We start from the raw sequence: 12,971 nt of genomic DNA, 5'->3' as shown, positions 1-12,971 counted from the left end.
TTAGGGAGTTTAGCTCAGCTGGTTCAGAGCATCTGCCTTACAAGCAGAGGGTCGGGGACGGTCGGCCGCTGCCGTTCGAATCCCTCAACTCCCACAAAAATAGAAGGAGACCAATCTGCCTTACAAGCAGAGAGTCGGGGACGGTCGGCCGCTGCCGTTCGAATCCCTCAACTCCCACGAACAAACGACGAGTTTGTCAATAAAAATAGTGAAGAAAAACCTTAGGGAGTTTAGCTCAGCTGGTTCAGAGCATCTGCCTTACAAGCAGAGGGTCGGGGACGGTCGGCCGCTGCCGTTCAATCCCTCAACTCCCACGGAAAATAAAAGGAGACCAATCTGCCTTACAAGCAGAGGGTCTGGGACGGTCGGCCGCTGCCGTTCAATCCCTCAACTCCCACGAAAAATAGAAGGAGACCAATCTGCCTTACAAGCAGAGGATCGGGGACGGTCGGCCGCTGCCGTTCGAATCCCTCAACTCCCACGAAAAATAAAAGGAGACCAATCTGCCTTACAAGCAGAGGGTCGGGGACGGTCGGCCGCTGCCGTTCGAATCCCTCAACTCCCACAAAAATAAAGGAGACCAATCTGCCTTACAAGCAGAGAGTCGGGGACGGTCGGCCGCTGCCGTTCGAATCCCTCAACTCCCACGAACAAACGACGAGTTTGTCAATAAAAATAGTGAAGAAAGACCTTAGGGAGTTTAGCTCAGCTGGTTCAGAGCATCTGCCTTACAAGCAGAGGGTCGGGGACGGTCGGCCGCTGCCGTTCGAATCCCTCAACTCCCACATTAAAAAAGCCTCAGTTATCTGGGGCTTTTTGCGCTTTAAGCACTTGAAATGTAATGCCTCTACTGAGGCTACTTTGAATTACTCTAAAAGTTTTGACTGAATACTTAAAATAGAGCGCTACTATTTATCGTCCCAAAAGAGACTGCATCTTAGTAGAAGAAACATTGCGTTCCTAAAATTTCGAAGCATACCGATAAAAATCAATTCTGTTTAAATCCTCTAAAAAAGCTTCATACTGCGATTCTGTCATGTTCTGTACTGGCAAACGGAATTGTCCACAGTCAAGTCCAATCGCCCGCATGAAAGCCTTTCCTGTGGCTATACCGCCATATTTCCCCAAAAGCTGGACGATTTCGATGGATTTTTCTTGAAGTTTTCGCGCTTTTACTAAGTCGCCAGCCTTAAATGCTTCTATCAATTGATGATACAAAGGAGCTGCATAATTGAAGGTGCTGCCCACTCCGCCGCGGGCTCCCATGGCCATTCCTCCCAAAAATACTTCATCCCACCCCCATAAAATATCGTACTTTTCATCTGCAAAGTTTAAACAGCGGTTAAATTCCATCATATCGTGGTGCGTGTATTTGATGCCTTGGAAATTGGGAAGTTGGCCATCCATTTTTTCTAAGAAGTCCACCATTGATACGTTAACACCCGTCAAAACGGGAATATGATAAAAATATAGCCCCGTTTTTGGAGCAGCTTTACCCACCTCAATGCAAATTTGGGCTAACACCTCAGCTTTATTTAAAATAAAATAATGGGGAGCTAAAATGGCTATGGCGTCGAACTGAAGTTGCTCGGCAAGTTGCGCAAGGAGTTTCATTTCTTGAACAGAATTTCCGCCCACCATGGCAATTTTTAACAAAGACCCCTTGGGAATTTTCCCCCATGCCTTTAATAGCTGCACTTTTTCATCAAAACTCATCGACACTCCCTCACCTGTCGAACCTGCGATAAATGCCCCCTTTACTTTGTTTTGAATGAGCATATTAGCATAAACAGGAATTAGGCTCAGGTTTAGGCTACCATCAGCGTACATGGGGGTAAAAGGCGCGGCTACTAACCCTTCAATTTTTGAAATCATTTGCGTAATAATTTTGGTTGAACGAACATTTTGTTCATCAATAACCTGGTGTTTGGATTAATTTCGGATCGGTATTCAACATCGTGACCGTAATGGGTAAGAGGAGCTTGAAACCTTGCCCTGTCGAAAGATATTGCGGATTGACGTTGGCAAATACATAGGCATCTCCTGCGCGTCGTAGCGCCCACCAGCGTTTTCCTTCACCGACAAACTCACGCAGGTATTCATCGAGCAATGCGTTCATATTTTCGGTTTGGCTACTGTTGGTGTGAGGCTTGTAAGATGCTCCGTAGGCCCGTGCTCGAAGGAGGTTGATGTCAACGGATGGGTCAAGTCCTAATTTGGTATTTGCTTCGGCCAAAAGCAAAAGTACATCAGCGTATCTGAAAATCGGGAAATCATTGTCGTACAGTTGAACGCCAGCGTCCACCCGTCCAATAAATTTGGTCAACATAACTCCCGCAATCGGAAAGCCAGCGGTATTTCGGTACATAATTCTAAAGGTTGTTTTAGCACGACGGTCGGCGGGGTCGTTCAGTTTTGAAAGCATAGCATTGGACATTCCTACGCGACTTGCTCCTGAAACAAATGGATAGACGCTGTTTACGGCTGTAGGGGTTCCCGATGGTGCGTCAAAATAAAGAGTGCCTGCTTGGGTGGTATTTACTAAAAAACTACCGTAAGCACCTTGCGTAGCTTCATTTTTTTCAAAACTCAGGCTAAAAATAATTTCTTTGTTATTGCTTTCTTTGGTCGGATCAAAAACGTCGGCATACGTAGCTTGCAAACCTAGGGTAGAAAGGGATTTTACTTCTTCTAAGGCAGCTTTGGCGGCTGTAAAGTCAGCATTGCCGCCGCCTAAATGAGTCCCAGACCAAATAAACACATCACCTTTGAGCGTAAGGGTAGCTGCGCGGTTCCAATACACCCGTTTGGGCGCGAAGGTCGTCGTTGCTCCAAAAAGTGTAAGGGATTGCTCTAGGTCGTTTTTTATCAATTGCATTACTTCTTGGGCTGAAGAGCGCGTTTTGTAAAGATCGGTAAGGTTACCTACCGATGTCACAGGTTCGGTCGTGATAGGAACTCCTCCCCAAGTTTTGAGCAAGGTGTAATAGATGTACGCCCGAAGCCCATACATTTCGGCCAAATACTGTTTGCGTTTGGTTTCTTCAATAGAAGTTTGGGGAAATAATTTGATGACTGTATTGATTCGGTCGAGTAAATTATAAAAACCACCCCAGTTGCTGGCAGGGACATTGGCGGCACTGATGTTGTGCGACCAATATTGTTTTAACCCCGCATCTTCTGATTCAGTATAAAGACCATCAGCCCAGAGGTCTGAACGCATTTCTCCCAAATTGACCAAAGTACTATGGTACCCTCGAAGCGACGCATACACCCCATTGTAGAGCGTAAGTGCGGCGTTGGGGTCTGATAGTACCAATTGCTGATTTAAGGAAGTTTGTGGGGTTACTTCGGCTAATTGTTGTTGGCAAGAAGTAATGGTTAAACATAATCCAACGCCAACAGCAAGGCTTGAAAAAGAAGCATTTATTTTCATTTCGATGTTTTTCTTTTTGTGTTAAAAAATAACTTGACTGCCTACATTGACTCTTGCTGATTACAAGCTAAGGGTAGCTCCCAGAGTCACAGTTTTGGGTAATGGGAAGCGTCCTGCATCGTTTCCACCGACTTCGGGGAAGGTGCCATTGTATTTGGTCAAATACACTAGATTCGAACCCGTCAGAAATACCCTGAGGTTTTGGACGCGATTTCGAGAGAACCGTGATAGCATTTTGGCGGGCATCTCGTAGCTGAGGGTAACTTCGCGCATCGCGAGATAATCTCCTTTTTGCCAATAATTAGCGGGTGCAGTGGTACCCCCTCCTGCGTCAGTAAAATAATTGCGACCGTAATTGGCCCAATAATAGCGAGGCAAAGTTCCCGAAGTATTGTCAGGTGACCACGTTTTGGTGACGTCAAGGGGGCCATTTTGAGAACCTTGAACTTGCGACATTCCGCGCAAATACATTTGGTTGACAATCACAAAACCAAGTGAGTAATCAAATTGCCCGTAAAAATTGAAGCCTTTCCACGACAAATTGGTCGAAAAGCCCCCTTGAATGGTTGGAGTTGTGCGGCCGACATAGACGTAATCGCGAAAATCAAGGGTATCGTTTTTGTCAAGGTCTGTCCAACGAGCGTCCCCAAGGAGCTTGATGCGTTTGTTGGTATAAGGTAAAAAGGTGTTTAACAGCTTTGCGTTCGCGTCCAATTCGGTTTGATTGGTATAAATTCCATTAAATGTGGGTGCCCATATTTCATCCAGTCCAATTCGGTTTCCTTCTTGCAAACCTGCCACCCAAACCAGCTTGTTTTGGGTAGGATCCCATACTTGAACGGCGCTTTGGCGGTTTTTATCCAAGCCATTGTTGGGTAATTTTTTGGTATAGTTTTTTACTTTGTAAAAATTCGCACTTACATCCCAACTTAGCCCGTTTCCGCTTCGAGGTCTAAGGAGGTTGGCTTTTATCTCCAGTTCAATGCCTTTGTTTTGTAATTGAGCTAAATTGGTGGTGTAGCTGTTGAATCCTGTCCAAGCTGGAATCGTCAATGAGCTAATTTTATCATAGACGTTGCGCACAAAGTAGTCGGCAATGATGGAGAAACGGTTTCCGAGCAAGCCTACATCCACGCCTAAATTGAGGGTGGTGGCGCGTTCCCACCGCAAATCGGTATTCGTGATATTTCCAGCGGCAAAACCTGGCGCGCCGTTGTAAATTCCGACGTTGCCGTATTGAGGAATTGCGGCATAGTCGCCAAGTGGGGTAATGCTGCCATTTTGCCCCCAACTAATCCTTGGTTTGAAGTTAGAAACGTATTTACTGACGATAGAATTGGCAAAGAAATCTTCAAAGTGCATGTTCCATCCCGCCGAGACTCCTGGGAAAAACCCATAGCGATTGGTCGTAAGTTTAGAAGTGCCATCATAGCGCATGTTGAGGGTCAACAAATAGGTATTGGCGTAACTATAGTTAATTCTACCAATGGCCGATGCCAGACGCTGCCAACTCGAAAAAGCGGAATAAGGGATGCCTACGGCGGCAGTAGAAGCCGAGAGCCAAGGGATAAAATCGGTGGCGGCTAAGTTGGCCGTAGCGTTATAATCATAGATTTTGAAGTCGTAAAATTCTCCACCAGCCAGTGCGTTGATGGAGTGATTCCGAAACTCTTTTGCGTATTGCAAAAATCCGTTGTACGAATATTGGGTGGTTCGTTGGTTGGCAAAAGACGAGTTGCGAGTCGCTACAAGTGCACCACCTGTTCCGTTTATGTACGCTTTGGTAAAACTCTCGGAGGTCGTGTAGCGGTAAAATCCTGAGCCTGAAGCTAGTAGTTTTAAAGAAGGGAGGAGTGTGTATTCAAGGTTGAGGCCGCCTGCAAACCGCTGCTCAATGGTTTGATTGTAAAATTTATCTTTGAAATACAGAGGATTCCCAAGCGTACTAGCATCTACTCCTGGGAGAATCTCCCCCGTGAGGTCATGCGTCAAACGGGCAGTAGGAGCAATGCCAGTGAAGCGCTGAATCAGTCCACCGCCCACTGCGCCGCCGTTGTCGGCAGTTAGGTACGAGGGGTTGGTTTTTGTGTTGTATCCCGATAAGTTGAGTGTAATTTTTAAATCTTTACCGACGTTTAACCCACCGTTGAAATTCAAATTGAGGCGGTCCATTTTTGAGCCAATCACCATGCCAACGTCTTTGAGGGCGCCTAATCCCAGTGAAAAATTGCCTTGCTCATTGCCCCCCGAAAAATTGAGATAGTGCTCATTGAGGGTACTTTGTTGTAGAATTAAGTCTTCCAAATCGGCCTGTGACACAGAACGATAAAGTAGGCTATCCATTTGACCTGCCGCAAACGGATTGGGATCCACCAACAAATGGTATTGAGGGTCGCTTAATAACTTACGATTAGCGTTTGAAACCAGTTGAGTCGAATATTTGCCATCGGGAGCAATCCAACCAGAATTGACGCCAAATCCCCAAGCACCTGACAGTTGGTTTCGGGTATTGTTCATTTCGGCGGTATTATTGTCGGCTTTTGCGGCTTCAAATCGGCTGGCAAGCCCTCGGCGATTCCACCGAATGTAATCTTCGGCGGTCATGTAAGCCATCGGATTGCGACGTACGTAGTTTTGGGCGGTTTTGTAGCTGTAAGTTACCTGTGTTTTTCCTTGTTTTCCTTTTTTTGTAGTGACTAAAATAACGCCGTTGGACGCCCGAGAACCGTAAATTGCGGCCGAGGCAGCATCTTTAAGAAGGTCGATTTTTTCAACATCTTCCATGTTGATACCAAACAACGAAGGAACGATGACGCCGTCCACGACGATTAGGGGAGAACCACTTCCGTTAAAATCAGTTCCACCTCGGAAAACTATCGTTGGAGTGGCGCCTGGTTGTCCCGTTGTTTGTTGCACCCGTAACCCTGCGGCAGTACCTTGCAGTGCTGTCCCTACGTTGGTACGAGGTACAGATTTAAAAACATTTTGATCAATACTGGAAACCGAGCCTGTCAACGATTTACGGCTCTGTTGGCCATAACCAATGACTACTACTTCGTCCAGCGATTTTGACTCTTCGATGAGGACAACCGTGAGAGGTTGTGTGCCTGTCACGTTGATTTCTTTGGTTTGAAAACCAATCATCGAAACGACGAGCATACTTTCTTCACTTGCTTCAATGCTAAACTTTCCCGCGGCGTCACTGGTTGTTCCGCGCGTAGTGCCTCGAACGAGGACAGTAGCTCCAGGAAGTGATTGTTGGCGAGCGTCTAAAATCGTACCTGTTACTTGAAATTTAGCTGATTGGCCCTTTGCATCAATCATGAGCAACCAACTTACAATAAGTATGACATATTGTAGGGTTTTGTAAGAAATTCGATACATGTGTAACATAAAAAAGAGAATTGGTTTTATATGTATGATGTAACAAAGGTAATAAATAATACATAATGTCAAGAAAAATTGAAATTATTTTCAAAAAATAGGGTGTTTTGTTGCTTTTGACGAGAAGGTAGGCTAATTTAGCCGCATCGTTTCTGATATTAAGTAATACATATTATAAGCAAATGGATTATTCAGACATTCAAAATGATTTGCAACTGACCGATAATCAGACATTGGTGGACAAGGCCGAAACAAGTATGTTGGAGTTTTTTACCGAGCAGCGTTTCAAGGCAGGGGATGTAATTCCGAAAGAAATGGAATTGGCCGCTAATTTAGGCGTAAGTCGAACGGTGGTTCGGGAAGCAATTTCAAGGCTACGGATGAGAGGCTTGTTGGACACCCGAAAAAAGCGTGGAACGGTGATTACGAACCCCGATTTGTTGTCGTTGCTTGAAAAAAATCTTTACCCAGGTATTCTTGATGACACTACCCTTCGGAATATTTTTGAGCTACGAATGGTACTTGAAATTGGAATGGGCGATTTGATTTTTGAACGAGTGACTCAAAAAGACATCGACGAATTGTACCGCATTGTGGAAACGGAACCGACCAATACCGAAGAAATGATTTTTGACATTGAACAGGAGGTAAACTTCCACGGAAAGCTCTACGAAATCACGGGGAACGACACCTTGGCGCGTTTTCAGCAAATGTTGTTGCCCGTATTTGAGTACGTTCACAAAAGTGGAATTCTGCGAAAACAAGTGGTGCAAAAACGATTTGTGTCGCACCGAGGGTTGGTCGATGTCATTCAACATGGTACGCCCGAAACGTTCCGAAATGCCATGAGGAATCATTTCGAAAATCATTTTCAGCGGATTTTTTAAGCCAAACTTCGCTTGAGTACAAGCCTTAGATTTTAACCTAATAACACGCTAGTTCTATGTATTTACTATTTCTATTTACGTTTCTCCTCAATGTGGGTGTTGGGGAAACTGTTGAAAGTCAACAGTCATTACCTCAGGAGGTTACTGTATTTCAAAATGGACTTGAAGGATATAAATGTTACCGAATTCCTGCCATCGTCAAAGCACCTAATGGCGACTTGCTGGTTTTTGCTGAAGCACGCCGCAACAATTGTGGCGATTTTGGCGACGTGGAAATTGTAATGAAAAGTAGTTCTGACCAAGGAAAATCGTGGTCAGCGCTGCAAGTGGTGGCTGATAATGGTTCCGACCAAGCGGGAAACCAAGCGCCCGTTTTTGACCTTACCGATAAGCGCTACCCAAAAGGCCGCCTGTTCTTGTTTTACAACACAGGCACCGCCCACGAACAAGAAGTGCGCGAGGGAAAAGCCATGAGGGAGGTCTGGTTCAAAACAAGTATTGATAATGGACGTACGTGGACTGAGGCGGTCAACATCACGACGCAAGTATCAAAACCTAACCATCCAGCTACCAATCCAGCGTATCGTTTTCAAGAAGATTGGCGCTCGTATGCCAATACTCCTGGGCACGGCTTGCAAATTCAGAAAGGTACCTACAAAGGTCGAATCTATATCGCAGCCAATCATTCGGAAGGCTCTCCGCAGCCTAAGTCAAGAGATTACATTGCGCATGGGTTTTACACCGATGACCACGGCCAATCATTTAAACTATCTCCCAATGTAGCCTATGCGGGTAGTAATGAGGCGATTGCGGCAGAAACATCGGACGGCAGTTTGCTTTTTAATTGTCGCAATCAGTCGGGAGATGCCAAGTATCGAATTCAGGCTTTTACCAAAAATGCGGGTGAAACGTGGTCAGAAGTGAAAGTGATGACCGACTTGCCTGATCCCGTTTGTCAGGGAAGTATGATTGATTTTGAGCCCAAAAAAGGGAAAAAAGTGTTGATTTTTTCCAATTTAAACAGCCAAACAAAACGCGAAAAATTGACGATTCGGGTGAGTGAAGACGATGGGAAAAGCTGGTCGGCTGGTAAGGGAATTTATGCAGGTGCAGCGGCTTATTCCGACTTGGTGGTACAAAAAGACCAGCAAATTGGGGTTTTGTATGAAAAAGATGATTATACCAAAATCGTCTATGCTGTTTTTGGATATAACTGGTTGATGAATTAAAAAAACATGAAAAACAGCATTAATTCTTACCTAGCGCAATACCGTCAAAACCTCTTGGAAGACGTTATTCCCTTCTGGACAACGCATTCGCTCGACCGAGAAAAGGGGGGCTACTTTACTTGCCTCGACCAAAAAGGAAAAGTATATGATACCGATAAGTTTGTTTGGCTACAAGGCCGCCAAGTGTGGACCTTTTCGATGCTTTACAATCGCGTAGAGCCGCGTGAAGAATGGCTGGAAGTAGCCAAACACGGAGCTGATTTTCTGGAAAAATACGGTCGTGCCGAAGACGGTAGCTGGTATTTTTCGTTGACCCAAACGGGCAAGCCGTTGGTGCAGCCGTACAATATTTTTTCGGATTGCTTTGCCACGATGGCTTTCGGACAACTGTCGAAAGCGACTCAAAATCAGTACTATGCCGATATTGCTAAGCGAACTTTTGACCAAATTTTAAGCCGTCGAAACAATCCAAAAGGGAAATGGAGCAAAGCCGTAGCAGAAACGCGACCGCTGAAGAATTTTGCTTTGCCGATGATTTTGTGCAACCTCTCCCTTGAAATTGAGGAGTTGTTGGATTCAGAATTGGTTAATCAAACCATTCAAGCATGTATTCGGGAGGTGATGGAGGTGTTTTATGAGCCAAATTCTGGCCTCATTTTGGAAAATGTGACACCCGACGGGAAGTTTTCGGATAGCTTTGAAGGACGCCTGCTCAACCCTGGGCACGCCATTGAGGCCATGTGGTTTATCATGGATTTGGGCGTACGACAAAACGACGTTACGTTGATTGAAAAAGCGGTGAAAATTACCTTAGATACCCTTGAATACAGTTGGGATAAAGAATTTGGAGGAATTTATTATTTTCTCGATTTGAAGGGAGCGCCTCCGCAGCAACTAGAATGGAACCAAAAATTGTGGTGGGTACACGTAGAAACCCTAATTGCGTTGCTCAAGGGTTATTTGCATACCCAAAACCCCGCCTGTTGGGAGTGGTTCGAGCGGGTCCATGCTTATACGTGGAAACATTTTCCAGATGCTAGTCACGGCGAGTGGTTTGGGTACCTAGACCGTCGTGGGGATATTTTACTGCCACTTAAAGGTGGAAAATGGAAAGGTTGTTACCATGTTCCGAGGGCATTGTACGTTTGTTGGAAAACGCTGGAAGAGATAAACGCCAAACAAATGGGTTAAAGTTGCACACGATTCGTATAAAATAGGGTATTTTAAGGTATGTTTTAGGTAAGGACACCTGCCTTCTGACAATCTATGTGTATATTCGTACGTTTGATACGAAAAAGCCAATTGCCCTACTATGAAAACCCGATTATCCATGCTCTTCGTTATTTGGAGCTCGTTGGTGCAGTTGGGAGCGATGCAGGAGCCTCAGTGGAAAGTGTACCCCAATCCCGCCACGGAGTACGTAACAGTTGAATTCAAACTGCAATTACCTTCGCGAGTGGTTGTTAAAATTCTTGACCCCAACGGGCAGCTTATACGGTTATTGACCAATGATTTATACCCTACGGGGACGCACTTTATAAAGACCACGCTGTTTTCAATTCCAACGGGTTATTACCTTATTCATTGCGAGCGAGGGGATGAGACGTGGACAAAGAAATTGGTTGTCAAATAAAACTTCGTAAACAAAAATAGCCCTTCTGAAAAGGGCTATTTTTGTTTATCCACTTAATGGAAACTATTTCTTCGGCATCGCAAATATGCTTTCGTCGATGGTTGGATTCAGTTCTAGTTTGGTAATAGTCGTTACGATTGCACCCGCTTGAGGGTTTGAAATCTCCGTTGTATGGGGAAACGAAATTCCATCGACCACTTTATAATTTGACATTTTTGTATCAACCTCTACCGACTGCCCACTCACCGTTACCTTAATGGATGTTTTGGCCGTAAGATACGTTTTTGTATCAATGTAGTGGGTCATAATGGTGCCGTCTTTGGAAGTAAGTTTTACTTTAAATGTTTCGTTTCCGTCCAAGGTTTCTTTGCCCATTAATTCGGCAACAGCACCTGACTCTTTGATGTTGGCCATACCCGATAAGTCCAATTGCGATGCTGTGGCTTTGACTTGTTCGTCTGGAAGGGCCACGGGGTCAGAACCCTGCATTGGATTAATGGTCCAGCCTTTGTCGCCGTCGATGGCAACAACGATGCTCTGACCCATCACTTGAATGTCGTTGCGCATTCCGCGCTTATGGACAATGACCGACTTGGAGGCCAAATCCATACCCATGACCGACGTCGTGCTTTCCATTCGCATCGATTTGAGGGCGTTGAGTTTGGCCGAGCCACCACGGGCATCAATGGCCTTAGAAATAATTTCATCGGCTGTTTGTGCGAAACTGGCAGCTGCACTTGCAAAAACGATGGTTAAGGAAAAAAGTAGCTTTTTCATGATTTTATTGGGAAGTTAAACAAGTGCTGAGGCGCCTTTTACGCCCTGAACGTACGAAGTGATGTCTTTTTCAAGCTCAGTGCTTTCTTGCAAAACCCGAATGAAAGCACTACCGATGATGGCGCCACTTGCGTGTTCACAAGCTTTGTTGAAGGTTTCGTTGTCTTTGATACCAAAGCCAATTAAGCGCGGGTTTTTGAGGTTCATGGCATTGACACGCGCAAAATAAGCTTCCATGTCGTGGCTGACGCCCGACTGAGAACCTGTCACGCTGGCCGACGATACCATGTAAATAAATCCTTCACTTGATTCGTCGATTTGGCGAATGCGTTTTTCGGTAGTTTGAGGCGTAATTAAGAAAATATTGAGTATGCCGTACTTGTCAAACGTAGGTTTATAATAGGCTAAGTACTCATCTACGGGCATATCAGGCAAAATAAGCCCATCGACGCCTACCTCTGCACATTGCTGGCAAAAATTTTCAATGCCAAATTGGAGAACGGGGTTGATGTATCCCATTAGCAACACGGGCAGCGTTATTTCTGAACGCATTCCACGAAGTTGCTCGAATAGTTTCTTGACACTCATCCCGTTTTCAAGCGATTGCTCGTTGCTTTTTTGGATGGTTTCACCGTCAGCCACGGGGTCAGAATAGGGCATACCAATTTCAACCAAATCCGCTCCTGCTTCTTCGAGGGCTTTTAGCACACGGCGGGTGTCGTTTAATTGTGGAAAACCTGCCGTAAAATATACGTTTAGATTGTGGGTGGGGTTCTTCTGAAAAAGTTGAACAATTCGATTCATGCTGGGTTTATTTTTTTGGTAAATGTAGGATTTTCCACTACGACAACCAAAATTTAGGGTGTGCCTATTTGGACGGCAAAGCGTACTACTTGGCCAGCAACCTGTTTTTGACAACCACCTCCAATACCCGCTCGCGGAGGTTGCGGCTGATGGGAATGAGTTGATTCTGAATAGAAAGCTCGGTAGGCTCGATGCGCTCGATTTTGGCAATAGCCACCAAATATGATTTATGAACCCGTAAAAATTGGCTTGGGTCGAGGTACTCTTCCACGGTTTTTAGGGGAAGTAGCGTCATAAATTTTCCCCGCAGGGTGTGAATTATCACGTAGTTTTGAAGGGCTTGAACAAACAGAATTTCGTCCACCAAAATTTTCTCGTACTTGCTTTCACATTTGATAAACAGATAATCGGGTTCGCTGTTTTGAGGTGAGTTTTGAAGCGCCTGATTCTTTAAAAAGTACAAATCTTTGGCTTTGTTGGTGGCTTTAAAAAAACGATTGAACGTGATGGGTTTGAGCAAATAATCGACCACATCAAACTGAAATCCTTCTAAGGCGTAGTTAGGGTAGGCCGTTGTCAAAATGACCATCGGAAGGTTTTGTCTGATTTTTAGAAAATCTAGCCCCGTCATGTGGGGCATTTGAATATCCAGAAATAGAAGGTCAATGGATTGGTTATCAAGTATTTTATTGAGTTCGAGTGGATTTTCTGCCACACCTACAAGGCTTAGGTAATCGACCACCTCAACGTACTTCATAAGCCCTTCGCTGGCCAAAGGTTCGTCGTCCACTATAACGCATCGTAATTTCATAGCTGCCTTC

10 protein-coding genes and 3 tRNA genes are annotated in these 12,971 nt (G+C 45.0%); 7 read left to right on the top strand and 6 right to left on the bottom strand.

From position 1 onward, the window contains the following. Window positions 1-3: 3 nt before the first annotated feature. The 3 genes from FHS57_RS20615 (at window position 4) to FHS57_RS20605 (ending at window position 785) form a co-directional block, all read left to right on the top strand. Window positions 4-94 (top strand) — tRNA-Val (locus FHS57_RS20615). Window positions 95-224: 130 nt separating this feature from the next. Further along, window positions 225-314: transfer RNA gene (locus FHS57_RS20610), tRNA-Val, on the top strand. Window positions 315-694: 380 nt separating this feature from the next. Beyond that, window positions 695-785: transfer RNA gene (locus tag FHS57_RS20605), tRNA-Val, on the top strand. Window positions 786-960: 175 nt separating this feature from the next. On the opposite strand, the gene FHS57_RS20600 is transcribed toward FHS57_RS20605, so the two are convergent. The 3 genes from FHS57_RS20600 to FHS57_RS20590 are packed head-to-tail and all read right to left on the bottom strand — an operon-like array spanning window position 961 to window position 6,820. Beyond that, entirely contained in the window at window positions 961-1,875 is a 915-nt protein-coding gene (locus FHS57_RS20600; protein WP_183976994.1) for a dihydrodipicolinate synthase family protein, read from the bottom strand. Between the two features lie 37 nt (window positions 1,876-1,912). Next, window positions 1,913-3,436 (bottom strand): RagB/SusD family nutrient uptake outer membrane protein, encoded by a 1,524-nt coding sequence (locus tag FHS57_RS20595; RefSeq protein ID WP_183976992.1) that lies wholly within the window; start codon window positions 3,434-3,436, stop codon window positions 1,913-1,915. Between the two features lie 60 nt (window positions 3,437-3,496). After that, complete coding sequence (locus FHS57_RS20590) at window positions 3,497-6,820, bottom strand: SusC/RagA family TonB-linked outer membrane protein (RefSeq protein ID WP_229601404.1); 3,324 nt, start codon at window positions 6,818-6,820, stop codon at window positions 3,497-3,499. A gap of 182 nt (window positions 6,821-7,002) precedes the next feature. On the opposite strand from FHS57_RS20590, the gene FHS57_RS20585 reads away from it, so the two are divergent. The 4 genes from FHS57_RS20585 to FHS57_RS20570 all read left to right on the top strand — a co-directional run bounded on the left by FHS57_RS20585 (window position 7,003) and on the right by FHS57_RS20570 (window position 10,569). After that, window positions 7,003-7,707, top strand: coding sequence for a FadR/GntR family transcriptional regulator (locus FHS57_RS20585; protein ID WP_183976990.1), 705 nt, complete (start codon window positions 7,003-7,005; stop codon window positions 7,705-7,707). Window positions 7,708-7,763: 56 nt separating this feature from the next. Beyond that, window positions 7,764-8,936, top strand: a complete 1,173-nt coding sequence (locus tag FHS57_RS20580; protein WP_183976988.1) for a sialidase family protein — start codon at window positions 7,764-7,766, stop codon at window positions 8,934-8,936. Between the two features lie 6 nt (window positions 8,937-8,942). Continuing rightward, window positions 8,943-10,127, top strand: coding sequence for a n-acyl-d-glucosamine 2-epimerase (locus FHS57_RS20575; protein ID WP_183976986.1), 1,185 nt, complete (start codon window positions 8,943-8,945; stop codon window positions 10,125-10,127). A 139-nt stretch (window positions 10,128-10,266) separates the two neighbouring features. After that, window positions 10,267-10,569, top strand: coding sequence for a T9SS type A sorting domain-containing protein (locus tag FHS57_RS20570; protein ID WP_221225683.1), 303 nt, complete (start codon window positions 10,267-10,269; stop codon window positions 10,567-10,569). Between the two features lie 63 nt (window positions 10,570-10,632). Here FHS57_RS20570 and FHS57_RS20565 read toward each other — a convergent pair whose 3' ends face one another. The 3 genes from FHS57_RS20565 to FHS57_RS20555 form a co-directional block, all read right to left on the bottom strand. After that, complete coding sequence (locus tag FHS57_RS20565) at window positions 10,633-11,346, bottom strand: LolA-like protein (RefSeq protein WP_183976982.1); 714 nt, start codon at window positions 11,344-11,346, stop codon at window positions 10,633-10,635. A 15-nt stretch (window positions 11,347-11,361) separates the two neighbouring features. Next, entirely contained in the window at window positions 11,362-12,150 is a 789-nt protein-coding gene (trpA, locus tag FHS57_RS20560; protein WP_183976980.1) for a tryptophan synthase subunit alpha, read from the bottom strand. Between the two features lie 85 nt (window positions 12,151-12,235). Beyond that, on the bottom strand, window positions 12,236-12,961 hold the full coding sequence (locus tag FHS57_RS20555; RefSeq protein ID WP_183976979.1) for a LytR/AlgR family response regulator transcription factor: 726 nt from the start codon (window positions 12,959-12,961) through the stop codon (window positions 12,236-12,238). Window positions 12,962-12,971 lie beyond the last annotated feature (10 nt).

Source organism: Runella defluvii (assembly GCF_014195535.1).
Classification (GTDB): Bacteria; Bacteroidota; Bacteroidia; order Cytophagales; family Spirosomataceae; genus Runella; species Runella defluvii.
Note: the sequence above shows the minus strand (reverse complement) of the source record. Positions and strands in the feature narration are given on the sequence as shown.

Coding starts and splice junctions, on each gene's coding strand:
- trpA (WP_183976980.1), bottom strand. CDS start 12,150: ATGAATCGAATTGTTCAACTTTTTCAGAAGAACCCCACCCACAATCTA.
- FHS57_RS20585 (WP_183976990.1), top strand. CDS start 7,003: ATGGATTATTCAGACATTCAAAATGATTTGCAACTGACCGATAATCAG.
- FHS57_RS20575 (WP_183976986.1), top strand. CDS start 8,943: ATGAAAAACAGCATTAATTCTTACCTAGCGCAATACCGTCAAAACCTC.
- FHS57_RS20600 (WP_183976994.1), bottom strand. CDS start 1,875: ATGATTTCAAAAATTGAAGGGTTAGTAGCCGCGCCTTTTACCCCCATG.
- FHS57_RS20580 (WP_183976988.1), top strand. CDS start 7,764: ATGTATTTACTATTTCTATTTACGTTTCTCCTCAATGTGGGTGTTGGG.
- FHS57_RS20570 (WP_221225683.1), top strand. CDS start 10,267: ATGCTCTTCGTTATTTGGAGCTCGTTGGTGCAGTTGGGAGCGATGCAG.
- FHS57_RS20565 (WP_183976982.1), bottom strand. CDS start 11,346: ATGAAAAAGCTACTTTTTTCCTTAACCATCGTTTTTGCAAGTGCAGCT.
- FHS57_RS20555 (WP_183976979.1), bottom strand. CDS start 12,961: ATGAAATTACGATGCGTTATAGTGGACGACGAACCTTTGGCCAGCGAA.
- FHS57_RS20595 (WP_183976992.1), bottom strand. CDS start 3,436: ATGAAAATAAATGCTTCTTTTTCAAGCCTTGCTGTTGGCGTTGGATTA.
- FHS57_RS20590 (WP_229601404.1), bottom strand. CDS start 6,820: ATGTATCGAATTTCTTACAAAACCCTACAATATGTCATACTTATTGTA.